The following is a 23,605-nucleotide window of genomic DNA, read 5'->3' on the forward strand; positions in this document are numbered from 1 at the left end:
TCTTATTCGCGGATTATGTTTTTTATCAATTGCCAGATATTCAGCGAAAATATCCCCCGAAGTACCCTACAAGACAGCGCTGTTTTAACCGCCAATATTTTGTCGGTGCGGAACAGAGCAGTGCCCGGTAAATACTCTGTTTTCACTTAAAATGTTACCTCGGACACGCGCAGCGGCGGATATTCGTCTAAGGTTTTCTGATGGCCGAATGCAGTGGCACATAGTCTGCAATGATAAGGAGAACAATCTATGACGAGTCCCGTTTCCCGTCGCCCCGCTACCCTGCCTTTTGCTCTTCGTCTGGCGCTAGGGGGCGCGTTTGTCGCCCTGGCGACGTTGACGGCTCAGGCTGAAGAAACCCGTCCCACCCCGCAATCACCCGATATCCTGCTCGGTCCGCTATTTAACGATGTGCAAAGCGCGAAACTTTTTTCTGACCAGAAAACGTTTGCTGACGCCATTCCGAACGGCGACCCGCTGATGATCCTTGCCGATTATCGTATGCAGAAAAGCCAGACCAGCTTTGATTTGCGGCACTTCGTAGAACTCAACTTTACCCTGCCTCGCGAAAACGACCAGTACGTTCCGCCAAAAGGACAAACGCTGCGCCAGCATATCAACGGATTATGGCCCGTACTGACCCGCAGTACCGTCGACGTCGAAAAATGGGATTCGCTGCTGCCGCTGCCAAAGCCCTACGTGGTGCCCGGAGGACGCTTTCGCGAAGTCTATTACTGGGACAGCTACTTCACCATGCTCGGCCTGGCTGAGAGCGGCCACTGGGATAAAATTGAAGATATGGTGACCAACTTCGCCGCGGAGATCGACGCCTGGGGCCATATTCCCAACGGCAACCGCACCTACTATCTGAGCCGCTCGCAGCCGCCGTTCTTCCCGTTTATGGTTGAACTGCTGGCCACGCACGAGGGCGATGAGGCGCTCAAAAAATGGCTGCCGCAGATGGAGAAAGAGTACCAGTACTGGATGGATGGCGCTGAGGCGCTTGAGCCCGGTAGCGCCAATAAGCGCGTGGTGCGGATGGCCGACGGCGCCCTGCTCAACCGCTACTGGGACGATAACGACACGCCGCGTCCGGAATCCTGGCTGGACGACGTCACAACCGCCAAAAACAATCCCAACCGCCCGGCCACTGAAATCTACCGCGATCTGCGCTCCGCCGCGGCATCCGGCTGGGACTTCAGCTCCCGCTGGATGGATAACCCGCAGCAGCTCGGCACCATCCGCACCACCTCGATTGTTCCGGTCGATCTGAACTCGCTGATGTTCCACATGGAAAAAACCATCGCCCGCGCCAGTAAAGCGGCAGGGGATAGCGCTAAATCCGCGCAGTATGACGCATTAGCCAACGCCCGTCAGAAAGCGCTGGAGAAATATCTGTGGAACGATAAAGAGGGCTGGTACGCCGATTACGATCTGAAAAGTCATAAGGTGCGCAATCAGCTGACCGCCGCGGCGCTGTTCCCGCTGTACGTCAACGCCGCCTCCAGCGAACGCGCCGCGAAGGTCGCCGCCGCCACCGAAGCGCGACTGCTCAAGCCCGGCGGCCTGACCACCACGACCGTCAATAGCGGCCAGCAGTGGGATGCGCCGAACGGCTGGGCGCCGCTGCAGTGGGTCGCCGCTGAAGGCCTGCAAAAGTATGGCCAGCAGAAAATCGCAATGGAGGTGAGCTGGCGGTTCCTCAGCAACGTTCAGCACACCTACAATAGCGAACAGAAGCTGGTGGAAAAATATGATGTCAGCTCGACCGGAACAGGCGGCGGTGGCGGAGAGTATCCGCTACAGGACGGCTTTGGCTGGACCAACGGCGTCACCCTGAAGATGCTGGACCTGGTGTGTCCGAAAGAGAAGCCGTGTGACTCCGTCCCCACCGCGCGCCCGGCGGCGAATGACGACAACGGCAAAGCGGCGGACGTCTCGGCGCAGCCTGCCGCTCAGCAGCCGGCTGCGGTAGAGGAGAAAAAAGTCGCGCCGTAAACCTCCGCGCGGCGGGGGCCCGCCGCGCGTCTTTATCAATGTGCAGTTCCAGAATCGGCCGGGCCGACGGCTCCCCGGCAAGCTGAGCCTGCGGGGAGCGCCCTTTACATGGCGTCCAGCGCCTTCTGCAGCTTCCAGATATAGCGCGGCGCCTGCGGTGCCGGGTGCTTTTTCACCACGTGCTCAAAGAAATCATCGGCGTCCATATCGTTAATCTCTTCAATCGCATCCTGGCGATTGGACGAGAACGTCCGCAGCAGCGCGCCCGCGCCGTTGGCATAGGACACCACCACCGCATAGCGCATCACCTGCGGGTCTTTAATCCCCGCCAGCGGACCGTTTTCGAGGATGCTGAGGTAGGCCGCCCCCATCGAAATATTGCGCTCGGGATTCTTCAGCTCGCTCACCGAAGGATCCCCGCTCCAGCCCATCCGCCGGTAAACATCGCGACCGGAGGTCGAGGGCTTCAGCTGCATCAGGCCAACCGCGCCGGATTTGCTGACCACCGTCGGGTTACCGCCGGACTCAATGGCGATGATGGCGGTAATCAACTGGGGATCGACGCCCCACGCCGCACCGGCTTTTTCGCTGATTGGCATCCACTGCATCGCCCGCTTAACCGGGACTTCCGGGTTCCATGGCGGGTTACGATAATCGTGTTTTGAACTACAACCGGCCAACAATACACATAAAAAAACACACCATCTCAATTTCACACATCTATCCTTATTGGCTGAAGTTTGCCGCACGGAGATGACAATAAACGCTCCAGGCGGCATGATAACCCTTTCATTCTTAGCAAGGAATTGTCATGTCTCAGTTTTATCTCGTCGCCCCTTCCGGTTACTGCATCAACCAGGAGGCGGCGTATCGCGGCGTGCAGCGTCTGCAGGAGGCCGGGCACCAGGTCGCGCACCAGGAAGTCATTCCCCGCCGGGCGCTGCGCTTTGCCGGAACTGAGAATGAACGCCTTGCCGATATCAACCAGCTCGCCGCCCTCGCCGGTATAAACCGCATCGTGCTGGCGGTACGCGGCGGCTACGGCGCAACTCGCCTGCTGCCGCAGATTGACTGGCAGGCGCTGATCGCGCGCCAGCAGCAGGATCCGCTGCTTATTTGCGGCCACAGCGATTTCACCGCCATCCAGCTGGGGCTGCTGGCAAAGGGTAGCATAATCACTTTTAGCGGGCCGATGCTGGCGGGAAACTTCGGCGCTGAAACGCTGAACGAATTTACCGAGCACCATTTCTGGCAGGCGCTGCGCAACCCGGCGTTTACGCTCGAATGGCACGGTGAAGGCCCGGACTGTCGCGCCGACGGCACGCTGTGGGGCGGCAACCTGGCGATGCTGACTTCGCTTATCGGCACCCCGTGGATGCCGCAGATTAGCGACGGAATTCTGGTGGTGGAAGATATTAACGAACACCCGTTCCGCGTCGAACGCATGCTATTACAGCTGCTCAACAGCGGTATTCTCGCGCGCCAGCGGGCGATTATCCTCGGCAGTTTTACCGGCGCAAACGCCAACGACTACGATGCCGGATACGATCTGCCGATGGTATACGACTACCTTCGCCAGCAGCTTAACATTCCGGTCATCAGCGGCCTGGATTTCGGTCACGAGCAGCGTACGGTCACCCTGCCGCTTGGCGCCAGAGCATTGCTGGTCAACAACGCATCCATCACCACGTTAAGCATCAGCGGCCACCCGGTTCTGGCGGAATAAAAATTCCTCTAACGCATATCCCGATCGGCGTCAGATTGTTAAAATGGTGTAGTTTTTAATTTATCTTCATGCCGGTAAGGAGTACGTCAACATTGGACGCCGCTGCGGTCATCAGTCTGTTTATCCTGGGTTCTGTTTTAGTAACCTGTAGTATTTTATTAAGTTCCTTTTCCTCACGCCTCGGCATCCCGATTCTGGTTATCTTCCTGGCGATTGGGATGCTGGCGGGCATTGACGGTATCGGCGGCATTCCGTTTGACAACTACCCTTTCGCCTACATGGTGAGCAACCTGGCGCTGGCGGTTATCCTGCTTGACGGCGGGATGCGCACTCAGGCCAGCTCTTTTCGCGTGGCGCTGTGGCCCGCCCTCTCGCTCGCCACGGTCGGGGTGCTAATCACCTCGGCCCTGACCGGACTGATGGCGGCCTGGCTGTTTCATCTCAACCTGATTGAAGGGCTGCTGATCGGCGCTATCGTCGGCTCAACCGATGCCGCGGCGGTATTCTCACTCCTCGGCGGTAAAGGGCTGAACGAACGCGTCGGCTCGACGCTGGAAATTGAATCCGGCAGCAACGACCCGATGGCGGTGTTCCTGACCATTACCCTTATCGAGATGATTCAGCAGCACGAGACCGGCCTGAGCTGGATGTTCGCGGTGCATATCGTGCAGCAGTTCGGGTTGGGTATCGCTATTGGCCTCGGCGGCGGCTATCTGCTGCTGCAGATGATTAATCGCATTGTGCTGCCGGCCGGGCTTTATCCTCTGCTGGCGCTGAGCGGCGGGATCATGATTTTCGCCGCCACCACCTCGCTGGACGGCAGCGGCATCCTCGCGGTCTACCTGTGCGGATTCCTGCTCGGCAACCGGCCGATTCGCAACCGCCACGGTATCCTGCAAAACTTCGACGGCCTGGCGTGGCTGGCGCAGATCGCCATGTTCCTGGTGCTCGGCCTGCTGGTCACCCCGTCCGACCTGTGGCCTATCGCCATCCCGGCGCTCATTCTGTCGATGTGGATGATCTTTATCGCCCGTCCGCTGTCGGTGTTTGCCGGTCTGCTGCCGTTTCGCGGCTTCAACCTGCGCGAGCGGATATTTATCAGCTGGGTGGGCCTGCGCGGCGCGGTGCCGATTATTCTCGCCGTCTTCCCGATGATGGCGGGCCTGGAGAATGCGCGGTTGTTCTTTAACGTGGCCTTCTTCGTGGTGCTGGTCTCGCTGCTGTTACAGGGGACCTCGCTCTCCTGGGCGGCGAAGAAAGCCAAAGTGGTGGTGCCGCCGGTCGGCTCGCCCATCTCCCGCGTCGGGCTGGATATCCATCCGGAAAACCCGTGGGAGCAGTTCGTGTACCAGCTTAGCGCCGAAAAATGGTGCGTCGGCGCGGCGCTGCGCGACCTGCATATGCCGCCGGAGACGCGGATTGCCGCGCTGTTTCGCGACAACGTACTCCTGCACCCTACCGGCAGTACCCGGCTGCTGGAAGGCGATATTCTCTGCGTGATTGGCCGCGAACGTGACCTGCCCGCGCTGGGTAAACTGTTCAGCCAGTCGCCGCCGGTGGCGCTGGATCAGCGCTTCTTCGGTGATTTTATTCTCGATGCCAGTGCCAGATTTGCCGACGTCGCGCAGATTTACGGCATTGACGGGGGAGAAGAGTTTCGCGATCGCCAGCAGTCGCTGGGTGACGTCATACAGCACCTGTTAGGCGCCGCCCCGGTGGTCGGCGACCAGGTGGAATTTGCCGGGATGGTGTGGACGGTGGCGGAAAAAGAAGAGGATCACGTACTGCGGGTTGGCGTACGGATGGCGGAAGATGAGGCGGAGTGATCCGCCTCAAATTACCACATAACCAATTGTTTTAATTAAAATTTAAAAAAACAAAGACCACAAAAAGACCCATACTGGTTATTGGTTTATTTAAAAGATCGCTCCTTCAACTAAGCAGCAGCAAATACTTGAGTGTTTTGTTATCAAACTCTGGATTAATTAAACAATGAAAAAATTCTTTCTCTTACTGCTGCTAGCCTCGGCTAGCGTTACGGCTCAGACATCTAACGAATCCGTCTTGCAAAAATCTCTTAAACCTTGGCGGCCCCTCTCGATAAACGACAATGGTGGCATCATCACTATGGTCACGAACGAAGACCGTGTTACACCTCAGGTTTACGAATCCATAATTCTTATGGGGGTTTGCGTGCCTTTTCTATCACAAAATGCCCATGTCTGGTATTTAAAGAATACCAGCGAAGTGCGTGTGCTGAATCGCTTTGGGCACAATGGATTTGCATTCGAATCCCCAAGGGAATCATGTAAAGAAGTCGCCAAATCCAAGGGGGATGATGCGGGATTGGTTATATCAACCTACACTCATAATCTTTAGAACCAGCCCCGCAAAGCGGGGCTTTTTCATATAGCAAAAGTAAGCTGATCGTTGCCGTAATGCGAGGCGGGAAACGCATCCGTGGGGATAAATCCAGGTGGCAACTTCTCACGATGACCACGCTTTGTCACCAGTTTTTCAACGCTGTTTAGCGTGGTAAAGGTGACGCTGCACTCGAAGTTCTGGCACTGGTGATAATGCCGAACGGTGGTGTTGCTCAATGGACGACTGGTGCGCGTCTTAGCAACGGCACCACAGATAGGACACTTGAACATGATGGCCTCCCGGGCGGGAGTTGAACTCACTGTTATTATGGCTGCTATGACTCCGTTTCTGCAATCCATTCAGGTATTTTCGCTTCAAGCTCAAGTTGCGTTTTAAATCCGCCTTCGTCGATCGTGTGCGTGGCCTTCGCAATTATCCAGTCCTGATTATTCATATCCGTCTTAAATCCCGATACCGTGCCGTGCATCTCCGGGTAAAGATCTGCGCGGCCGTAGGCCAGCGTCATATTAAATTCTGCGGCGCCGCGTTTGAGCTGTTGCCACTTTGCCGCGGCTGCCCGCTGGGCGGCCGTCTCGTTGTTGAACGTGGTACGCAACACAAATACGTTGCCGTCTTCACCGGCGATATAATCCCCTTCCCTTGCGCTGCTTCGCGGCTTCTTCTCAGTTTTTTTCTTTCGTGCCTTAACTGTGACTTTTTTCTTTTTGCCAAACTCCAGATCCAGCCAGTACGCCTGCACGCCAGTGTAAGCGTCACGGTCGGCGATGCGGAAGGAATGCCGGTCACCACTGGAGCGGGTGATCGCAAACTGCGGCAGGGCTTTGCCGTTCGCGCTGACGCCACCACCCGGCAGGATAAACAGAAGGCTACCGTTTTTGATGGTGGCAATGGCCCCCAGCAGGTCGGCCATCCTCGTCAGAAATGACATATCGCTTTCCTGGGTCTGGTCGGCGTGGTCAATCTCGGCGCTCATCAGTTGCTCGGAAATCACCGGCGTCAGTTTGTAACGCCTGGCGATGGCCGACACGATGCGCTCGACCGTCACGTCGTGCCAGGACACCTCGCGCTTAACGTTAAACTCATCCCGGAAATCCGCGCTGCGGGCGGTTATCTCCAGTCTGTCCGGCGGCCCTGAATGCGCAACCTCGTCGACAGTGTAAACCCCTTTGTAAACCAGCGGCTCGCCCTGCCACCCCAGCGATACAGACAGCTCAGCACCACGCGGCGGCAGCTCGATCAATCCGTCGCTGTCGTCGATAGCAATGGTCAGCTCGTCGGCCTCAAATCCGCGATTGTCGGTCAGCTCCAGCGAAATAATGCGCGGATCCAGCTGCGTCAGTGCTTTGCCGCCCATCAGGATGCTGAAGGCCGGTACGCGTGACAGTTCGGACTGATAGTCCTGGAATCGCTGCGCCCCTTCGTCCAGTAACGCTTTTGCTTTGTCGATAGTGTCTGTCGTCAGTGTCATGTATCTACCTCCGCCGCTGATGGTTTCATGCGCGCGCGATACTGGCGATGGCTTTTTGTTGTGGCGGAATGGTCACAACCCTGAATGCACGACAGCGGCCCCTATCCCGGCGAAGATGACCGCGAACTCACTCAACATGATGGCGGTAGAGTATGACCGACAACTTTTTCCACGGGGCGCGCGTCAAGGAAAATACCGACCTCCAGACCGCGATCAATGACATTGATTCAACGGTCATTGGTCTGGTCGCGGTAGCCGAAGACGCCGACCCCGCCACCTTCCCACTTAACACTCCGGTGCTTGTGACGCGGGTTATCAGCGTACTCGGAAAAGCAGGTAAAACCGGTTCGCTCTACAAATCGCTGAAAGCTATTTCCGACCAGGTCAGCACCCGCGTGATCGTTGTGCGCGTTGCCGAAGCTGAGACCGGTGAAGGTAAGCCAACGCAGTCGCAGTTGATTATCGGCGGCACGCAGGCGGACGGCAGTTACACGGGTATGTTTGCCTTTCTGACGGCGGAGCAGAAAACCGGCTATCGTCCGCGCATTCTCGGCATTCCGGAGTACGATACCGCCGAAGTGACCGCGCAGTTGCGGGTTATCGCGAAGCAGCTGCGGGCGTTCTCATACAGCTACTGCGACGGCTGCGACACCATTGCGGAGGCGAAAACCTACCGCGAGACGTTTGCGGAACGCGAAGGCATGCTGATCTGGCCGAACTTCATCGCCTATAACCCGCTAACCGGTGTGAATGAAGAATTCCCGGCCGTGGCTTATGCGCTGGGTCTGCGGGCGCTAATCGACAACGAGCAGGGCTGGCATAAATCACTGTCTAACGTGCCGGTCAAAAACGTGCTGGGGATTTCGAAGGATGTGTTCTGGGCGTTGCAGGCGGAAGACTCTGACGCCAACGAGCTGAACGCCAACGAGATCACCACGCTGATTAAGCGCGATGGCTTCCGCTTCTGGGGCAACCGCACCACCGACACCGAAGAATTCATTTTCGAGGTGTACACGCGAACCGCGCAGATTCTGGCAGACAGCATCGCAGAAGCGCAGTTCACTACCGTGGATACCCCGCTGACCCCTGCGAACGTGAAAGACGTGGTGAGCGGGATTAACGCCAAACTTCAGGCGCTGGTCACGGCTGGCAAGCTGATTGGTGCGGCCTGCTGGTATGACGTCGTTGATAATCCGGTAACGGGCATACGTCAGGGTAAAGCTGTCGTGCGTTACAACTACAGCCCTGTGCCACCGCTGGAAGATCTGACGATGATCCAGACATTCACCGATCAGTATTACGAATCCGCTTTTGCATCGCTGGGAGGTGAATAGTGGCTATTCCTAAAAAACTTCGATTGTTTACCGTCTTTGTGGACGGCGTGAACCATATCGGCAAAGTCCCCAGCGTGACGCTGCCAAAAGTAACCCGCAAGACCGAAGATTACCAGGGCGGTGGCATGCTCGGTTCGGTGGCGGTTGATCTGGGGCTGGATTCCGGCGCACTGGACGCATCAATGATTGTCGGCGGCGTGGTCGAAGAACTGATCCTGAAATATGGCGGCGATATTGACGAAATGCGCCTGCGCTTTGTCGGTGAGTTTTACAGCGGCGGTACCAGCTCGTTACTGGAAGTTGAGATGCGCGGACGTATCACGGAAATCGATCCGGGTGATGCGAAACAGGGGGATGATACAAGCCACACCTACGCCATCAAAAACACCTACTACAAGCTGTCAGTGGACGATAAGCCGCTGCTGGAAATCGACCTGCTGAACTTCATCTACAAGCGGAACGGTCAGAATCTCTATCCGGATCGCATTATGTCGGCGCTGGGCCTCGGCAGCTGATAACCCTTTTTACTCACCTTTAAGGCGGCCAGTGTGCCGCCCGGAGAAACTGTTATGTCCATTATTCTCAGTAAGCCGATTAAGCGCGGCGATCAGGAAATTACTACTATCACCATCAACGACAATATCAAACAGGCCGGTTCCCTGCGCGGCCTGCGTCTGGTTGATGTGCTGAACTTCGATTTCGATGCGGTCTCTACGCTGCTGACTCGCGTCACCATACCATCACTGACCACCTCTGATGTTGGCACTATGGCAACCGGTGACTTTACCGCCATCTGCGAAGAGATTACGCCTTTTTTGACGAAACCGGCGCCGTCCGTACCGAACGCGGCGGAGACGGAGAGCGAATAAGAGAGGCGGTATTTTCTGACGTCGACGATCTGATCGCCGACATTGCAGTTATTTTTCACTGGCCGCCCTCCGAGATGTACGGCATGGAGCTGCGCGAGCTGATGGCCTGGCGCGAGAAGGCGGCCATCAGAAGCGGCAACCATGAACAGGAGGATGACGACGATGGATCTTAGTATTCGCGTTGCGTTCAGTGCCATTGACAAGCTCACCCGTCCGGTCAGTGCCGCCAGTAAAGCGATTGGCGGCCTTTCGGACTCCCTCAAGCAAACGCAGGGTTCAATCAAAGAGGTTGAGCGGCAATCTGCCGCCTTCAACCGTCTACGCGACAGCGTTAAAAAAACCTCCCGCACTATCGACGACACCACCCGCACGCTGGAAGGACTGAAGCAGGCCCAGCGGTCAGGTGCCACGCTGACGGATAAGCAACGCCAGCAGATGACCGATCTCGCGGCGAAGCTGGATCGTCTCAAAGTCCGACGCGATAAAGAGACCGAGAGTCTCCGGGGAGCCTCCGAGGCGCTCCGTCGCCACGGCGTTTCCCTTGCGGGCGGCAGTCAGACTATTGCCAGCGCCATTCGCCGAACAGAGCAATATAACCAGACCCTTGAGCGCGAACGTCGCCAGCTCGCGGCGGCCACGCAAGCGCGCATGCAGTATGACCGCGCGAAAGAGATTGCCGGCAAGATGCGTGGTGCTGGTCTGGTGATGACGGCGGCGAGTGCCGGGGCTGGCTATCTGGGCGCACGGCTGATGGCACCGCAAATCCAGACTCAGGAGCACGCCTCCGTTATTGCTGCCCAGAATGGTGAGGGTGCCGCATCCGGCGGTCGCTACTCCCGCATCATTCAGGATATTAACGCCGCTGGCGTCAGTCGCGATCTGGCCCGTATATCCGAGGCGGTGGCGGGCGTTCGCAGTACGCTGGGTGCGCTCGGCGCGGTGGGTGACGAAGAGTTGACGCGCATCTCCCGCAAGGCGCTGGATCTGCAAGCCGCCCTCGGCGGGGATATGACGGAACATATCCAGATGGCGGCGATCATGATGAAAAACGGGCTCGCCCGCAGTAGTGATGAGGCATTCGACCTTATCACGTCGGGCATGCAGCGCGTTTCCACGCAGATGCGCGGCGAGATGCCGGAAATCCTTCACGAGTATTCCACCCACTTCCGCAATATGGGCTTTACCGGTGCGGAAGCCATGTCGCTGCTGGTCAATATGGCGCAGCAGGGTAAGTTCGCGCTGGATAAAACCGGGGATGCCATCAAGGAATTCAGCATTCGCGGCTCTGATATGTCAAAAAACAGCGTCAGCGCCTACAAGGCGATCGGTCTTGACGCAGCGGCCATGTCGTCAGCGATAGCCACGGGCGGTGAGAGTGCGCGCAAGGCGATGGAGAAGGCCGCAAAAGGGCTGCTGTCCATTCAGGATCCGGCGACGCGGGCTAATGCCGCGATTTCGCTTTTTGGTACCCCGATTGAAGACCTGTCTATAGACCAGATCCCGGCGTTTCTTTCGGCGCTGGCGAACGTTTCTAATCGTCTCGGTGACACCAGGGGAAGCGCAGACAGGCTGGGCAAGACCTTGCGCGATAATCTGCCTGGTGATATCAGCAAGCTGAGCGGGGTATTTGACGGGCTGCGCACGGAAGTGCTGACGGGAATGGATAAAAGCCTTCGTTCTCTTGTGCAGGCGATTACGGCCAGCGTTAACAGCCTGCGGGCATGGGTCAAAGAAAACCCCGGACTCACAAAGACGCTTGTACTTGTCACTGCCGCGCTGGTATCGCTGGTTGGTGTGATTGGTGTGGCAAGCCTGGTTGCCAGCTTCATACTTGGCCCGTTCGCTAAGCTCAAGCTTGCTATCAGCATGATCGGCCTTTCTTCAATCACAGCAACCTCCAGCATTGCCGCCCTTAATCTCGTCCTTTCCGGGACGCGCATCATTCTTGCTACGCTGCTCGGCCTCCCCGGACTGATTGCGCTGGCGTTTATCGCAGCGGGGCTGATTATTTGGAAATTCTGGGAGCCCATTAAGGCATTCTTTGGTGGATTTCTTAGTGGGATCTGGCAGGGGTTGGCCCCTCTCAGGGCTGCATTTTCAGCAATGGCTCCGGTATTTTCTGCGCTGGGTAGCGGTGTTAAAGCCGTATGGGAGTGGTTCAAAAATCTGCTTAGTCCGATGCAAACCAGCAAAGATACACTGGATAAGTGCGCTTCTGCCGGGGAGACCTTCGGGCGGGTGATGGGGACGGCGCTTAGTGTTCTGCTGTGGCCGCTTCAACAACTCATGAACGGTGTGGACTGGCTACTTAAGAAACTGGATCTCATCCCTGAGGGGATCGACAAAGCCAGACAGCAGGCCGACAAGGCTCAGCGGGAACTGGAGGCTTCTGCGGCGGTGCTGGCCGGGCATCAGCTCCCGCTGGGTCAGGCAACGGTGTCAAAATCGGTCGGTGGCAGCAAGCCGCCGGTTATCACTGGCGTTCAGGGCCACCTGAAAAACATCGATACGAATACCAAAGCAACGGCCAACAATACGAAGAAAATCGGCCCCGGCGATATTGTCTTTAAAAACCTGCCGCGTGCGCTGGCGCTGCGTGGTGCCTATCAGGAGGCGCGGGTTATTCCGCCGCCTGTGCCTCGCGTGTCTGCGGCTGCGGCCGGCGGCGTTCTGTCGGTACCGACGGCGACACAGGGGGCAACATCTGCGCCGGTCGCTGCCTCGTCGGGTGCTGCGCCGTTCTTCCAGCTGGTCTTTAACGACGTCGGCAAACGCTCGGATCAGGAGCTTGAAAAAATGGTTCGCAACGCTGTGCGTGATGCGATGGCCAGCACCCGCAAAGCTAACCGTGGTTCATACCGCGATCGGGAATAAAGGGGATTATCACTATGATGATGGTATTCGGGATGTTTGTTTTTACGCTGCGCACTGTCCCGTATCAGCAGCTTCGGCACTCGCAGGAGTGGCGACACGTTAAAAATGACCGGGTTAATCAGTCGGCGGCCTGGCAGTATATCGGGCCGGGTGACGATACGATCACCCTTGACGGTGTGCTATACCCGGAAATCACCGGCGGGCGGTGGTCACTGTCGGCGCTGGAGACAATCGGCTTTGCCGGTCGCCCCTGGCCGCTGATTGAAGGTGACGGGCAGATTTACGGGATGTACGTAATGACGCGGCTGGAGCGGGGAAAGACGGAGTTTGATCGCTACGGCAACCCAAAAAAGATTGAGTTCACGATCAGCCTGAGTCGCGCGGATGCAGATTTTCGCGAGAAGCTACAGACGTCGTCAGTCAGTGATGTGCTGGATGATCTGAAGTCCAGCGCGACAAAAGCGGTTAACTCTGTTTCAACCTCTATCAAGAGCCTGTTTTAATCCACAAAAAAGCCCCTTCAGTAAGGGGCTTTCACTACCGGCAGACATCGCCATTTCTGACCGTGATGGTACCGCACTGTTATTCCCGGTGGTGCTGTACTGAACTGCAGCACTGTTAATTTTGACGGTACTCGATACTACGCCACCCTCGCCCAGCACATCAGCAGGGTGTGGGCTTCCACCACGCTGAACGATGTACCTTCGCCGAGGTTGGCGGTTTTGCCGCTGGTCGTGTGTTTGTGCGCCGGTACCGTGACTTCGTGGTCGTGCTCTCCGGCGTCATCGGTCACACCCAGCTCTTTCGGGTTAAAGAGCTGCCGCACATCGCCGCCAATCTCCCAGGGGTCATCCTTACCGGCCACGCCACCATGATTGTGAACACCGCCGCGCGTGGTCGTCAGCTTCTGCTCTGGCTGCTCGCTGGTTTCGCCACTCACGTCAATCTGCACAGCGGGCAGGTTGGCCTGCTGGAGTGTGGCGGTATCGCTGCCGCCAGTCTTACCGACGTTTGCGCCGCTGGCTTTACCGATACGAATGGTTTTATCTTCCCCGGTATAGATCCATTCCGTCCACGGGTAGCGCTCATTAGGGTCAACGTTCTGCGCGTAAAATTTTACGGTGCCGACAGGGTTATCCAGCTCCCATGCCGCGCGTATGGCTGATTCGATGGCTCGCTTTACCGCAAGGGGGGTTGCGGCTTTATCCTGATCGCTGCTGTCAATAGCATTGCTCAGTTGGGTAAAGCCTTTTTCTTCCAGTGTGGCGTCAGGGTGATCCCTTGAGCCTGCGTGCTCGCTTAACTGCTCATCGGTATAATCTTTAATCTCATTACCGGTGTTAATCACATCTTCTACGGTTGCCAGCACGATACCCGGATCAACGACCAGCTCGACAGCTTCGGTACTGCTGACCGCCAGCCAGATGCGGAGAATGGTAAAACGCCCCGAACCTTCCGCCAGTACTGGTTTATACGTTTCCGGGACGTTGGCAACTGCCATGCACACACCGGCATCATCAAACAGCGCGGCCTCTCTGATGGTAAATCCGCCCGCTTCTGGCGGGATTATCATCTCTGCGATAATTATATTTTCGGTATCGGACAGTTTCAGGCTGTTCAGTTGAGTTCGGAAAACTTCACGAACCAGCGAAGTCTGCTCATCACCGGGCGTAGTTGCAGCACCGCCACCATCACCCACTGACATTTCGGAAAATATAACTTTATTGCCGTTAACTATTGCAGATGCGATTTTTTCACGCCCTGCGAGGGTTATGACAGATTTAAAAATTTTACTCATTTTGATTGATTCCGTGTCAGCCTGATGATTGCCATTTACGCGCCACGCGGCCCCCTGATATTTTTCTTCCGTTATCAGGAAACAGAAACACCGAATTGCGTCTTTATCCCAAGTGAATTAATAATATGATTTATTGAGTCATCAATTGCCCTTTCCACGTCTTCCGTATCGAAGGCAACAATAATATCTCCCGTTTCGCTTTTTGATATTTCATACTGATTCAGATTATCGACTGATTGTCTTTTCCGTAAATAATACATAACACCTCACAGAACCGAAGCTTGCCAAAAAACCGGGAGTTTCACTTTTACGGTACCGACAAACCCTGTAAATCTCAGCGCTAACCGGCAGGAGTCAGCGTACTGCGCCTGGCTCACGCTCTGCCAGACCCCCACGTAATCGGCCGCTGTCAGCGGCGTTCCGTCCTTGCTGAAAATTTCGCTCACATTGATAACGTCGGAAACATAGTTCGTCACAACAGCGCGGTTAGTAGTAATGACAGAGGTTGTACTGTTGAAAGATAGCGTTGGCTCTTCGTAGGTGCGTGCAACGAGGTACATGTCGCATTCCCCTGCTGTGACGCCTGCAATATTAACCGATGCGCCGCCACACCATGCCGGGCGAGTTTTTGCCGGATAATACGGGGTCAACAGCAGTTCGACGACATCAGTTGCTGCGGCTGTGGTAATCTCAATCGCCCTCGCGCCGTCGCTGGTTGCTGCGCCGTATTTTGCGCTGACGTCAGTATTTGAACTGGAGACCGTGATTTTTGTGTTGGCATCGGTAAGGTTAAGAACTGAAGCCCCCTCTGTTCCGACAAAATTGAATCGCCAGCCCATCAGGCCATTGTTATATCGCGGCAGAATCTGTGAGCTACGCAGCCCGGTGACGCGAGGGCTTTTATTGGTAATAACACAGCGGTTATTCGCCTCTGTGCCGTCGCTATAACCGCTCAGCGAAATGTACTGAGAGCTTTCAAAATATTCAGTAAACGTCCAGTCGCACTCTTCAAAAGAAACCGCACAACCACCACCCGGCGCATGGATAAGTTGACGCATGGAGTTGTTGGCGCCGTTCATATAGAGCTGGGTGTCACGGAACTGCACCTTAACTGGTATCCCCGGCGCGGCAGGACAGTTCACCAGATAACCCGGAACCCCTTCAACATGGCCGCCCTGAATGAGAATCCTTGATACCTGAGACAGATTCCCTACCAGGAATACATCAGCACTGGTGTAATCCAGTGAGCAGTTGTTGATGTAGTGCCACATCGGAGCCTGAAACCAGAAATGCGCAACAGAGTTATTCCCGATTGTGCATTTTTCGAAAATCATTTTCTCGCCGGCGTTCAGGGCCTGACCACCTGAGACATAAACACCGTACTGGTTCAGCATTGAGATAATCCCATAAAACGTGTTTATGAAATTATTACGCGCCGTTATCTGAATTCCGTATTTGAAGCCGATGATTGTCAGGTCACAAATCATCAAATCACGAACGGCGAAAACGCTGGTATTGGGGTCGCCGACGTAAAGACCGGTACCTGTAGATACATTTCCTCCCGGGCCGGTAAGAATGAACCTTCCCCCATTGGCATTAAATATTTTACAGCCCTGAACATCTGCGGGGTTAGACGGCATGCCGCCTGAGGCGATATCCAGAGCGGCGTTATTAATACTGAACGCGCTGCCTGTCGCGGATGGATAATTCATATAGACATACCCGTCTGTACTCAGGCACATAAATGACGGAATAAATACAGACTCGTCAATCGTGTACGGACGACGTGATGCCGGAATGAAAACGGAGGTAATGGCCCCTTTGATGGTGCCAGCCGCTTTAACCCTCTCTATTTCACCACTAAAGATGGTATTCAGCACCGATCCAAGATTGGAGTTGTCAGCCAAAAGACCCGCCAGACGAATATCAATCCCTCTGGATATGTCTGCTTTCCAGCGGGCACCTTTCCCGGTGACGAAAACGGAATACCCGTCATCAGGGGTTTCAGTGTCTTCTGCGTCATACCAGAGCGTCACATTAATATCATGACCATCCTGCACAGCTCGTCGCAGAATAATGGCCTGATTAGTGTCGGTGGGTTCAGTCACCCGGAGTGAAGAGAGGCTGCGGCATCTTCCGAGCAACTTCATGCCATCATCCGCTCCCAGACTCTGGCGAATAACAGCATCTGAAGTGTAAGCCCAGGCACCCGCCCCCGTCCCGCCGGTTTCTTTTGGCGTGCTGCCTGCTGGTACGGTCTTTGGAAAATCGCCCGTCCACACAAGGCGATATTTGCCATAGAGGATTTCTTCCCGCGGCGATGCCAGGGTCGCGCCTTCCTCAAATGTCTTTACCGCACTGACTTTTTCAGCGACAAGACGTTCTGATTCATCGGACTTTCCCTTAAGGTAGCGGGTGCGATTAGCCAGGCTTTTGAGCGGTCTGTTTGCCACACCGTCCAGCCCTCCGGAAACGCGCTCGCGCCTGGAAATAAGCTCAATCTCTTCTTCCCACGATGAGGATTCTGGCAGTCTGGTCATAGTCTTACCCGTAATTAAAATTGCCGTCGTGGAAAATCACGCCGTTGTAAATAATGTTGTCTTCAGCATCAAAATCGGCAGGATAAATACTGATAATGTCTCCGCTGCACAGCGTTGATCCCGTCCAGATATCCCCCTTTACTTTTGCCGCGATGTTGAGCTGCGTCGGGTGTCTGCTGACTGGTTTTGCGTCGTCAATCAAGCGATTCAATTCAGCCAGGGTCTTTTGTGTCAGCCCGACTTCGTTTATGTCCACTTCGAGCCTGAAGGTTCCCGGCTTGTCACCGACATCAAACCACTCGGCAAACGTCGCTGAAAATCCCATATCCTCAATCACCCGACGCACCGCCGCGCGCGTACCCTTGCGCCGGTGTAGCCAGTACGATTTTTGGATGGCGGCAATTTTTCGTTCTGCCGGCCAGCTCTTGTCCCACCGATCCACTGACAACGCCCAGGCCAGATAGGGCAGTAAATCCACCGGGCAGACTGTCGGCGTCCATAGCGTACGAAGCGCGACGGTGATCGCCGACAGTCTGGCGGTGCCCGCTTCGGTATAGCGGAGCCAGTTTCCGGAAGACGGCGGCAGCAGAGAATTACTCATCCGTGCCGCCGTTTTCCACGGTGTATCCGGTATTGCGTGCAACCTGTGTGTTATCGATCTGCAGGTCGCTTTCCGGGGCGTTAATCACCACGCGCTGTACACCCTGAACGTGCAATGAAGCCGATATGGCAGAACGCACCACATCGCGCCCAATTTTTTTATCGGCGTCCGCCAGAAATGTCCGCAGCGACGCCAGCGCGGCATTAATGATGGGTTCGGATTCCGGCCCCGGATACAGGTAGAGCGTGGCATCAATGGTGTATTCAATGATTTCCGCGCTGCGCACTGTCACGCGGTCGCTCAGCGGTCGGGCATCCTCGTCATTTACCGCTGCCTGAACCGTCGCGATCAGTTCGTCTGATGCGGTGCCATCGCCGTCACTGGACAGGATAGCGATCACCACTTCCGCCGGTGCTGGGCTGGTTGCGCGTACGGCGGCGACCTTGCCACTGGCGCTTCGGGCAAAATACTCATAGGCCGCCGATGGCCCGGCAACACTCATACCCTCAAATGCGGCCTGTGCGCGCAGGCGTAGCGCTTCATCGTTTTCCATCACGGCGTCTGCGGTATCCGTTGCTTCAGTGATAATCAGGCGTTCTGTGTCCAGATTGTCGGCAATATTATCCAGATCGTCGCCGGTCGCATGGCTCAGCATGCAGGCTGCGGCGCCTTCATTGATGCGTTGACGCAACAACATCTCCCGGTAAGCCATCGCCTGAGCGACGATGTTCAGCGGCTCCGACTCCAGCTCCATCGCTGCCGCGACTGCGCTTCGCATATCCTCCGGAAAGGCCGCCACCATGACCGCTTTGACCTCAATGAGGATGGTCTCGAAGTCCAGCGCCTCGATAATGGTCGGTGATGGCAACTGCGATAGGTCAATTGTTGGCATTGGCGCTCCTTAGCGTCACCGCGCGGGTGCTCTTTTCCATGGTCTCGGTCAGCATGCCGGACATCTCAGCAGTCACCGCGCCACTGGCTGAATACATCACATTGATGGTGTCCAGCACGATCCGCGGCTCCCATGCGGCCAGCGCTATCACCGCCGCGCTCATCAGCTGCAGGCGTGTGACGTCGTTTTGCGGGCTGTCGATCAGATCAGGGCACAGTGAGCCGTAGTTACGGCGCATCAGGCGACTACCAACCGGCGTCAGCAGAATGTCGTTAACTGACTGCCACACATGATCCTCGTCGGTCAGGGTGCCGGTGCCTGCGGCATTCATGCCGCGATAGCGCTCTGTCATCGCGTACCCTCCGTCCAGCTTCCGCCGCGCTCGACAGCGCCGTGGTCGTGGTCATCCACCTGCACGCCGTTAGAGGTAAATGCCCCGCCGGTGTGGGTGATATCGCCATGCATCTCGCCGCCTTTGGTGACATTCAGATTTTTGGTGGTCAGCAGGTTGGTGCACTCCACCTCCGGCGTGTCCAGCGTGATTTTGACTGACGCCTCAACCACAGCGGATTGAATACCCTTCACCTGCAATGCGCCCGCCTCCGCGTCGTAGCGAAACGTCGCGCCGTCCGGCGCTGTCACTACCATCTCGTTGCGCGATACGCCTGGTGCAAGATTGTCATCGCTGTACAGGCTTCCGCCGATAAATGCGACGTCGGTATTGCCACCCAGACACAGGAACCAGACCTGCTCGCCGACAGATGGCGGCACCCAGACCTTAAACGCCCCGGCCCGCTGTGCGTTCCAGCGCAGCCAGGTGGTTTCCAGCCCACCGCTCTGCACCCGAACGCGCGCACTTTTCTCGTCAATCTCCGTCACCGTGCCGGTGCGCGCAATGTTCTCCAGCAGGCGAAGCAGTTCGGCAATTCCCATCAGCGTACCCCCAGCGAGTCAATTACCTGGCGAGCTATCGCCATTCGGTCGGTCTTACTCAGGCCCAGCAACTCACGGCGGGGATAGGTTGCCATTGCACCGCTGTCATTGATTTTATCGCGCAGGCCAAGCTGATGGACGCGGGCGATACGTGCTGCCACGCCGGAATAACCCACCTCCGCACCGTCAGCGGTGGCGCGGGTTTTCAGAAAACGCGCGGTACGTAAACGCCGGAACATTGGATCGGCTTTCGTGGTATTGCGGCGCGTCTCGTTAAAGTTGATATCGAGATACCGCTCAATGTCTTCGCGGTAGAACGAGCGAACTGCGCCACGCTCTTCATCGAAGCCGGTCAGCATGCGGCCGCGACGGCCACGAACGGCCCGCCAGTTACGCAGACGACGGTTTTCACCCTGCCAGACAAAGCCTATCCCTGCCTGTGAACGCAACACGCGATGACGTCGGGACGGGAACTTTGAGCCGTCCGGTGCTTCCTGCCTGCCGATGCGCCAGCTTTGACTCCGACGCAACATGGTACCGACGCTGCGTGCGGTTCGCTGGCGCCCTGCCGGAGACATGCCCGACAAAATGGCCGCAAATACCGTATCAAGCTGACTGAACAGCGCATCATCATGACTCATGCCAGCGATCCCCCGGATTCCGGATCAAAGACCATTTCCCACTCACCGCCGTTAAAGCGGGGGCGCTGCTCAGCCAGATGCTCCGCCTTCGGCGCGCCATTGCTGTTTGTCACCATGACGCGCTCCCAGACCGGCACCTTAAACAGAATGTCGGCGACGTCGTCATTGACGATATCGGCGTCAAATTCTACCTTGCGGTTATTGTCCGGGTTCAGCAGCAGGTCGGGCTGTTGCTGCCATACCCACGCCAGCAACGGCAGCATCAGATCGTCAATCTGGCCGGGAAAATCCATCGCCAGTACCTGAATGGTGTAGTGGTACATGAACGAGGCTTCGCCGGTCGCTTCAATCTGAATATGCCCTTTCTCCACCCAGACGGTGATCAGTTCAGGGTTGGCTTTGCACCAGGTGTTACCGGCGATCAGCGCAGTGCGCAGCAGTTCAGCTTTTTTCACTTTATCCCCCTGGCGATACGCCGCAGTTCCAGTTCACGAATGCCCGCCTTGTCGGCGTTGCAGGTATCCAGCGCGTCAAGTAATGAATCTGTCCAGACGGCAAGCCCGCCCCACGTCATCGGCCTGACCGGTGGTGGCGGAACGTCAGTTTTTGCCGTCAGGCTTTCCGGTAAAGGTTCCTGAATAATCTGCGGCGCTGACATCTTCGGCTCGCTGGTACAGGCTGTCAGCGCCAGCAACAGGCACGGGAGCAACGGCGCAGTCGTTACCGGCCAGTGCGGTTTTGATGTTTTCACGTCGGTGTTCTCCTGTTGCGTTTCGTTGCTGATTCAGTTTCTTCAGTCCGGCTTCCACCTGGCTGACGTCCTGGCGCAGCGCCCTGACCTCGGCCAGCACCTCGCCGGTTTGATTCAGTTTTAGCGTGGTATTAGCCAGAGTTTTTTCGGCTGCCTGGCGTTTATTTGTCTCACCGTTAAATCCGATACAGACCGTAATAAACAAGACCAGAAGCACCGCGAATGCGACTATCAATCCTTTCATTTCGCCCCCTTGATGGCGGGATCAGACAGACACCAGGCTTTGAAGTCTTCCCGACGGTTAACCAGTCCCTGCGAGCGTTTCCCGGCGGAGTTCACAAAGTCCGTCAACCGTTCGCATACGCCCTTCCAGTTACCGGCCTGCGCGTGGCGCCAGAGAGTGGTTCGCACCTTCTGGCCTTTGCCGTTGGTGTACCAGCCCAGTCCGGTGCAACCGACGTTAAGCGTGCCATCGGTCATGCTCTCAAAGACTTTTTGTGGCGCGGAAGTCCCTTTAAATTCACGGTTAACGCATTTCTCGGCGCGCAAAAGATCGTTAAACCAGCGTTCGGCAATCTCGCCCTCGGCGTATTCACGGTTCTCCACCTTTGAGGTGGAGCCGATGCCCACTGTCAGCACGCCCGCCGGGCAGTAGTACGGGGTTTTGCGACAATCCTCATACTTCGCCATCTTTAGCTGTGCTTCCGGGCTGGTTCGCAGCGCCTGCGGCCACAGCGTGGCGGCCAGCGAAATGATCGCGGCGGTTGAGCAGGCAATAATGCGTTTTTTCATCGCGGCGCCTCCCGGATGGTGCGGATCAGCTCTTTAACGTCCTGGCGGTTCTCGGTGTCGTCGCGAATCGCGTCGATCAGTTCGTTCAGTAACGCATTATTGGTTTCGTGAATGCGCGCCATACGGCGCCGATGCAGTTCACCCAGCGCAGCGGCAGCGATACCAATCAGGATGCCGATAGCGGTCAGCCAGTCCTTTTGCGTCATGACACCGACGCCTGTCAGCAATGTTGACCAGGAGTACGTCACGCCATTCCAGATACGATTAATCAGCTCCATAGCTGTACGGTCTCCTTCGTCGCCGTGGCACTGATTTCCGGCAGCTCTACCACCTGGCCGGCGTCGAGAAAGATCTGACCGGCCAGCGCTTTGTTAGCAGCGAGGACGATCTCCGTCACGCCCTGCGTGGAGCCGTAGTGCCGCTGACATAACAGGTCTACCGTGTCGCCCTGCAACGCTTTGACTTTCATCAGAACGCCTCCGCTGTATTGCGCACGGTGCCGCGAATGTCGGAGATCGCCCAACGCGCATCGCGCCACATGTCATCGACCTGTGAAGTCAGCGCGACGGCGCGTTTCTCGCCCGCATCACCGGTGGTGTCCACGTCCCGGTTCGTGCCGAGGATGTGCGCACGGGCGATGCTGAATACCGCGCGGCGGTATCGGTGAACCTTCACACTCTCACCGTTAACTGCTACCGCCGGAACATCAGCAAGTCGGGTGTAACCCGCTGCGAGCTGGGCGGCCTGCCAGTCAGCGAGCTGATCGAGGGTGTGAGACACGCCTTCGATAACCGCTTGTTTGAGGCGCGAAGTCGTCACCGCGCCATTGATGCGCATCTCCATGCGCACATCGCTCAGGGCAATTTCCGGCCAGAACGTTCCGGCAGTGACTTTCTCGCCACCATCGTCAGTGTCTGGTACATCCTCCGAAGAGGGGATAACAGTGCGACCGGCTACAAGGCTCATCGCGTCATCTCCTGAATGGGTGGCGGTGAGCGGACGGAGAAAAGCAAACGCCATGCGTTGCAGATCTCCGCCCGCGCCGCCAGCGCACGGGGCGCAAGTCGGTTATTTTTTGGCGGCAGGCGTTTTTTTCGCTGTTGTTTTGCGCGCTGCCGTCTTACGGGTTGGGCTTTTGCGGGTGGTTTTCGTCGTTGTGGCGCTGGCCGCCACCGCCGGATTTGACGATACTGCAGCGTCTCCCGCACCCGCGCTGTCCGCTGCGGTGCCTCCGTCAGCATCGCCAGTGCCATCGGAACCATCGGTGCTCTCAGCCCCGTCGGCGCCTGTCTGCGCGGCGGCTTTTTTCACCACGCGAGCCAGCCGGTCGATCTCTTTTTTCACCCCGGCGCCCGCATCAAGCGTCAGCGCCTGGCGCAACAACTCCAGCGCGGTCGCCTGTTCTTCCATTGTGCCGTTACGCAGCGCAAAGGCGCGCACCTTGCAGAGCTTGGCGCGAACCACGTCGGGCATATCACTGCCGGCGGTGAACTCCGCCACTTCATCGAGTACCGTCAGATATGGCGTGACGTCGGTGGTATCGTCTGCCTTGACCTGCACCAGAATCGGATCGCAAATCTCATCGACCAGAACGGTAGCGGCGGTACGGTTGAAGCGGTCAGGCATCAGCAGGCCGTGCGTGACGACGTAGCGACCAATGCGGGCGGCCAGCGCGTAATCACCGGCATCAATCGCCCAGACCATCAGGGTGACAATCACCTCATCCTGTCGGCCACTGTCGCCGTCGAGCGTGCCCTCGATCCAGCCCTCGTAATGCGGCAGCAACTGCCGTTTCATGGCCGCTTTCGCCTGGTCAGACTGCACTCGCCTCAATGCACTCTGATCCATGCGCAGCCGGTGCATGATCTGCTCGTGCGCCGTCCGCGCGGTATCGGACTGCTCGTCTGTTTTGCCATGGCGTTCGGCCATGACCTTCTGAAAATGTTTTTGTGCCGGTGTCAGCATTATCTCTTCCCCGAATAACGGCGGGCCGAAGCCCGCCC

28 protein-coding genes are annotated in these 23,605 nt (G+C 56.9%); 10 read left to right on the plus strand and 18 right to left on the minus strand.

What is annotated here, in order from left to right:
- Positions 1 to 249 precede the first annotated feature (249 nt).
- Complete coding sequence (locus ACESQ2_RS11770) at positions 250 to 1,998, plus strand: alpha,alpha-trehalase (RefSeq protein WP_049069056.1); 1,749 nt, start codon at positions 250 to 252, stop codon at positions 1,996 to 1,998.
- A gap of 104 nt (positions 1,999 to 2,102) precedes the next feature.
- Here the strand turns inward: ACESQ2_RS11770 and emtA are convergent, their stop codons facing one another.
- The gene (gene emtA / locus ACESQ2_RS11775) at positions 2,103 to 2,714 is read right to left on the minus strand and encodes a membrane-bound lytic murein transglycosylase EmtA (RefSeq protein WP_009651970.1); all 612 of its coding nucleotides are present in this window, start codon (positions 2,712 to 2,714) and stop codon (positions 2,103 to 2,105) included.
- A 95-nt stretch (positions 2,715 to 2,809) separates the two neighbouring features.
- Between emtA and ldcA the strand changes: the two genes are divergently transcribed.
- From ldcA to ACESQ2_RS11790, 3 genes are all read left to right on the plus strand, one after another.
- Positions 2,810 to 3,724 carry a muramoyltetrapeptide carboxypeptidase gene (gene ldcA, locus ACESQ2_RS11780; protein WP_025106153.1) on the plus strand — a complete coding sequence of 305 codons (915 nt, stop codon included), beginning with the start codon at positions 2,810 to 2,812 and terminating at the stop codon, positions 3,722 to 3,724.
- Between the two features lie 92 nt (positions 3,725 to 3,816).
- Positions 3,817 to 5,550 (plus strand): potassium/proton antiporter, encoded by a 1,734-nt coding sequence (locus ACESQ2_RS11785; RefSeq protein ID WP_004851981.1) that lies wholly within the window; start codon positions 3,817 to 3,819, stop codon positions 5,548 to 5,550.
- Positions 5,551 to 5,716: 166 nt separating this feature from the next.
- Positions 5,717 to 6,103, plus strand: coding sequence for a hypothetical protein (locus tag ACESQ2_RS11790; RefSeq protein WP_250951376.1), 387 nt, complete (start codon positions 5,717 to 5,719; stop codon positions 6,101 to 6,103).
- Between the two features lie 26 nt (positions 6,104 to 6,129).
- On the opposite strand, the gene ACESQ2_RS11795 is transcribed toward ACESQ2_RS11790, so the two are convergent.
- Together ACESQ2_RS11795 and ACESQ2_RS11800 are read right to left on the minus strand one after the other, a co-directional pair.
- On the minus strand, positions 6,130 to 6,378 hold the full coding sequence (locus ACESQ2_RS11795; RefSeq protein ID WP_136454893.1) for an ogr/Delta-like zinc finger family protein: 249 nt from the start codon (positions 6,376 to 6,378) through the stop codon (positions 6,130 to 6,132).
- 44 nt (positions 6,379 to 6,422) lie between these two features.
- Positions 6,423 to 7,577 (minus strand): phage late control D family protein, encoded by a 1,155-nt coding sequence (locus ACESQ2_RS11800; protein WP_231536246.1) that lies wholly within the window; start codon positions 7,575 to 7,577, stop codon positions 6,423 to 6,425.
- A gap of 152 nt (positions 7,578 to 7,729) precedes the next feature.
- Between ACESQ2_RS11800 and ACESQ2_RS11805 the strand changes: the two genes are divergently transcribed.
- From ACESQ2_RS11805 to ACESQ2_RS11830, 6 genes are read left to right on the plus strand one after another with little or no spacing between them, the layout of a single operon-like run.
- Positions 7,730 to 8,911, plus strand: coding sequence for a phage tail sheath subtilisin-like domain-containing protein (locus ACESQ2_RS11805; protein WP_231536248.1), 1,182 nt, complete (start codon positions 7,730 to 7,732; stop codon positions 8,909 to 8,911).
- Positions 8,911 to 9,426, plus strand: a complete 516-nt coding sequence (locus ACESQ2_RS11810) for a phage major tail tube protein (protein ID WP_231536249.1) — start codon at positions 8,911 to 8,913, stop codon at positions 9,424 to 9,426. The genes ACESQ2_RS11805 and ACESQ2_RS11810 overlap by 1 nt, the downstream gene beginning before the upstream one ends.
- Positions 9,427 to 9,480: 54 nt before the next feature.
- On the plus strand, positions 9,481 to 9,780 hold the full coding sequence (locus ACESQ2_RS11815) for a phage tail assembly protein (RefSeq protein WP_231536251.1): 300 nt from the start codon (positions 9,481 to 9,483) through the stop codon (positions 9,778 to 9,780).
- A gap of 32 nt (positions 9,781 to 9,812) precedes the next feature.
- Complete coding sequence (locus tag ACESQ2_RS11820) at positions 9,813 to 9,953, plus strand: GpE family phage tail protein (RefSeq protein WP_032415160.1); 141 nt, start codon at positions 9,813 to 9,815, stop codon at positions 9,951 to 9,953.
- Positions 9,943 to 12,654: a phage tail tape measure protein gene (locus ACESQ2_RS11825; RefSeq protein ID WP_250951375.1), complete on the plus strand. Its 2,712-nt coding sequence runs from the start codon at positions 9,943 to 9,945 to the stop codon at positions 12,652 to 12,654. The genes ACESQ2_RS11820 and ACESQ2_RS11825 overlap by 11 nt, the downstream gene beginning before the upstream one ends.
- 14 nt (positions 12,655 to 12,668) lie before the next feature.
- Complete coding sequence (locus tag ACESQ2_RS11830) at positions 12,669 to 13,157, plus strand: phage tail protein (protein ID WP_231536254.1); 489 nt, start codon at positions 12,669 to 12,671, stop codon at positions 13,155 to 13,157.
- Between the two features lie 137 nt (positions 13,158 to 13,294).
- Here the strand turns inward: ACESQ2_RS11830 and ACESQ2_RS11835 are convergent, their stop codons facing one another.
- The 15 genes from ACESQ2_RS11835 to gpM all read right to left on the minus strand — a co-directional run bounded on the left by ACESQ2_RS11835 (position 13,295) and on the right by gpM (position 23,567).
- Positions 13,295 to 14,452 carry a phage tail protein gene (locus ACESQ2_RS11835; RefSeq protein WP_250951374.1) on the minus strand — a complete coding sequence of 386 codons (1,158 nt, stop codon included), beginning with the start codon at positions 14,450 to 14,452 and terminating at the stop codon, positions 13,295 to 13,297.
- Between the two features lie 266 nt (positions 14,453 to 14,718).
- Positions 14,719 to 16,992: a hypothetical protein gene (locus ACESQ2_RS11840; RefSeq protein WP_250951373.1), complete on the minus strand. Its 2,274-nt coding sequence runs from the start codon at positions 16,990 to 16,992 to the stop codon at positions 14,719 to 14,721.
- A gap of 4 nt (positions 16,993 to 16,996) precedes the next feature.
- Complete coding sequence (locus ACESQ2_RS11845) at positions 16,997 to 17,593, minus strand: phage tail protein I (RefSeq protein WP_231536299.1); 597 nt, start codon at positions 17,591 to 17,593, stop codon at positions 16,997 to 16,999.
- On the minus strand, positions 17,586 to 18,485 hold the full coding sequence (locus tag ACESQ2_RS11850; RefSeq protein WP_231536298.1) for a baseplate J/gp47 family protein: 900 nt from the start codon (positions 18,483 to 18,485) through the stop codon (positions 17,586 to 17,588). The genes ACESQ2_RS11845 and ACESQ2_RS11850 overlap by 8 nt, the downstream gene beginning before the upstream one ends.
- A complete protein-coding gene (locus tag ACESQ2_RS11855) occupies positions 18,472 to 18,837 on the minus strand; it encodes a GPW/gp25 family protein (protein ID WP_231536297.1) in 366 nt (121 codons plus the stop codon). The genes ACESQ2_RS11850 and ACESQ2_RS11855 overlap by 14 nt, the downstream gene beginning before the upstream one ends.
- Positions 18,834 to 19,418: a phage baseplate assembly protein V gene (locus ACESQ2_RS11860; RefSeq protein ID WP_231536292.1), complete on the minus strand. Its 585-nt coding sequence runs from the start codon at positions 19,416 to 19,418 to the stop codon at positions 18,834 to 18,836. The genes ACESQ2_RS11855 and ACESQ2_RS11860 overlap by 4 nt, the downstream gene beginning before the upstream one ends.
- Positions 19,418 to 20,059, minus strand: a complete 642-nt coding sequence (locus ACESQ2_RS11865; RefSeq protein WP_134897969.1) for a phage virion morphogenesis protein — start codon at positions 20,057 to 20,059, stop codon at positions 19,418 to 19,420. Before ACESQ2_RS11865 ends, ACESQ2_RS11860 begins: the two co-directional genes overlap by 1 nt.
- Complete coding sequence (locus ACESQ2_RS11870; protein ID WP_134897968.1) at positions 20,056 to 20,514, minus strand: phage tail protein; 459 nt, start codon at positions 20,512 to 20,514, stop codon at positions 20,056 to 20,058. Before ACESQ2_RS11870 ends, ACESQ2_RS11865 begins: the two co-directional genes overlap by 4 nt.
- Positions 20,511 to 20,633, minus strand: coding sequence for a hypothetical protein (locus ACESQ2_RS11875; RefSeq protein WP_254910982.1), 123 nt, complete (start codon positions 20,631 to 20,633; stop codon positions 20,511 to 20,513). The genes ACESQ2_RS11870 and ACESQ2_RS11875 overlap by 4 nt, the downstream gene beginning before the upstream one ends.
- A gap of 25 nt (positions 20,634 to 20,658) precedes the next feature.
- Complete coding sequence (locus tag ACESQ2_RS11880) at positions 20,659 to 21,054, minus strand: DUF2570 domain-containing protein (protein WP_231536288.1); 396 nt, start codon at positions 21,052 to 21,054, stop codon at positions 20,659 to 20,661.
- Positions 21,051 to 21,602, minus strand: coding sequence for a lysozyme (locus tag ACESQ2_RS11885; RefSeq protein ID WP_231536287.1), 552 nt, complete (start codon positions 21,600 to 21,602; stop codon positions 21,051 to 21,053). The genes ACESQ2_RS11880 and ACESQ2_RS11885 overlap by 4 nt, the downstream gene beginning before the upstream one ends.
- On the minus strand, positions 21,599 to 21,880 hold the full coding sequence (locus ACESQ2_RS11890) for a hypothetical protein (protein WP_040205281.1): 282 nt from the start codon (positions 21,878 to 21,880) through the stop codon (positions 21,599 to 21,601). The genes ACESQ2_RS11885 and ACESQ2_RS11890 overlap by 4 nt, the downstream gene beginning before the upstream one ends.
- Complete coding sequence (locus ACESQ2_RS11895; RefSeq protein ID WP_231536285.1) at positions 21,871 to 22,071, minus strand: tail protein X; 201 nt, start codon at positions 22,069 to 22,071, stop codon at positions 21,871 to 21,873. The genes ACESQ2_RS11890 and ACESQ2_RS11895 overlap by 10 nt, the downstream gene beginning before the upstream one ends.
- The gene (locus ACESQ2_RS11900) at positions 22,071 to 22,568 is read right to left on the minus strand and encodes a head completion/stabilization protein (RefSeq protein WP_231536282.1); all 498 of its coding nucleotides are present in this window, start codon (positions 22,566 to 22,568) and stop codon (positions 22,071 to 22,073) included. Before ACESQ2_RS11900 ends, ACESQ2_RS11895 begins: the two co-directional genes overlap by 1 nt.
- Before the next feature lie 102 nt (positions 22,569 to 22,670).
- Positions 22,671 to 23,567 carry a phage terminase small subunit gene (gpM, locus tag ACESQ2_RS11905; protein WP_231536281.1) on the minus strand — a complete coding sequence of 299 codons (897 nt, stop codon included), beginning with the start codon at positions 23,565 to 23,567 and terminating at the stop codon, positions 22,671 to 22,673.
- Positions 23,568 to 23,605 lie beyond the last annotated feature (38 nt).

This window comes from Klebsiella sp. Q11, assembly GCF_964241505.1.
GTDB lineage: Bacteria > Pseudomonadota > Gammaproteobacteria > Enterobacterales > Enterobacteriaceae > Klebsiella > Klebsiella michiganensis.

Excerpts from the sequence above, each read along its gene's own strand:
- ACESQ2_RS11885 (WP_231536287.1), bottom strand. The coding sequence starts at position 21,602 with ATGAAAAAACGCATTATTGCCTGCTCAACCGCCGCGATCATTTCGCTG.
- ACESQ2_RS11805 (WP_231536248.1), top strand. The coding sequence starts at position 7,730 with ATGACCGACAACTTTTTCCACGGGGCGCGCGTCAAGGAAAATACCGAC.
- ACESQ2_RS11815 (WP_231536251.1), top strand. The coding sequence starts at position 9,481 with ATGTCCATTATTCTCAGTAAGCCGATTAAGCGCGGCGATCAGGAAATT.
- ACESQ2_RS11860 (WP_231536292.1), bottom strand. The coding sequence starts at position 19,418 with ATGGGAATTGCCGAACTGCTTCGCCTGCTGGAGAACATTGCGCGCACC.
- ACESQ2_RS11875 (WP_254910982.1), bottom strand. The coding sequence starts at position 20,633 with ATGACGTGGGGCGGGCTTGCCGTCTGGACAGATTCATTACTTGACGCG.
- ACESQ2_RS11825 (WP_250951375.1), top strand. The coding sequence starts at position 9,943 with ATGGATCTTAGTATTCGCGTTGCGTTCAGTGCCATTGACAAGCTCACC.
- ACESQ2_RS11845 (WP_231536299.1), bottom strand. The coding sequence starts at position 17,593 with ATGAGTAATTCTCTGCTGCCGCCGTCTTCCGGAAACTGGCTCCGCTAT.
- ACESQ2_RS11795 (WP_136454893.1), bottom strand. The coding sequence starts at position 6,378 with ATGTTCAAGTGTCCTATCTGTGGTGCCGTTGCTAAGACGCGCACCAGT.
- ACESQ2_RS11855 (WP_231536297.1), bottom strand. The coding sequence starts at position 18,837 with ATGACAGAGCGCTATCGCGGCATGAATGCCGCAGGCACCGGCACCCTG.
- gpM (WP_231536281.1), bottom strand. The coding sequence starts at position 23,567 with ATGCTGACACCGGCACAAAAACATTTTCAGAAGGTCATGGCCGAACGC.
- ACESQ2_RS11880 (WP_231536288.1), bottom strand. The coding sequence starts at position 21,054 with ATGAAAGGATTGATAGTCGCATTCGCGGTGCTTCTGGTCTTGTTTATT.
- ACESQ2_RS11830 (WP_231536254.1), top strand. The coding sequence starts at position 12,669 with ATGATGATGGTATTCGGGATGTTTGTTTTTACGCTGCGCACTGTCCCG.
- ACESQ2_RS11835 (WP_250951374.1), bottom strand. The coding sequence starts at position 14,452 with ATGAGTAAAATTTTTAAATCTGTCATAACCCTCGCAGGGCGTGAAAAA.
- ACESQ2_RS11895 (WP_231536285.1), bottom strand. The coding sequence starts at position 22,071 with ATGAAAGTCAAAGCGTTGCAGGGCGACACGGTAGACCTGTTATGTCAG.
- ldcA (WP_025106153.1), top strand. The coding sequence starts at position 2,810 with ATGTCTCAGTTTTATCTCGTCGCCCCTTCCGGTTACTGCATCAACCAG.
- ACESQ2_RS11770 (WP_049069056.1), top strand. The coding sequence starts at position 250 with ATGACGAGTCCCGTTTCCCGTCGCCCCGCTACCCTGCCTTTTGCTCTT.
- ACESQ2_RS11840 (WP_250951373.1), bottom strand. The coding sequence starts at position 16,992 with ATGACCAGACTGCCAGAATCCTCATCGTGGGAAGAAGAGATTGAGCTT.
- ACESQ2_RS11865 (WP_134897969.1), bottom strand. The coding sequence starts at position 20,059 with ATGAGTCATGATGATGCGCTGTTCAGTCAGCTTGATACGGTATTTGCG.
- ACESQ2_RS11850 (WP_231536298.1), bottom strand. The coding sequence starts at position 18,485 with ATGCCAACAATTGACCTATCGCAGTTGCCATCACCGACCATTATCGAG.
- ACESQ2_RS11790 (WP_250951376.1), top strand. The coding sequence starts at position 5,717 with ATGAAAAAATTCTTTCTCTTACTGCTGCTAGCCTCGGCTAGCGTTACG.
- ACESQ2_RS11900 (WP_231536282.1), bottom strand. The coding sequence starts at position 22,568 with ATGAGCCTTGTAGCCGGTCGCACTGTTATCCCCTCTTCGGAGGATGTA.
- ACESQ2_RS11800 (WP_231536246.1), bottom strand. The coding sequence starts at position 7,577 with ATGACACTGACGACAGACACTATCGACAAAGCAAAAGCGTTACTGGAC.
- ACESQ2_RS11890 (WP_040205281.1), bottom strand. The coding sequence starts at position 21,880 with ATGGAGCTGATTAATCGTATCTGGAATGGCGTGACGTACTCCTGGTCA.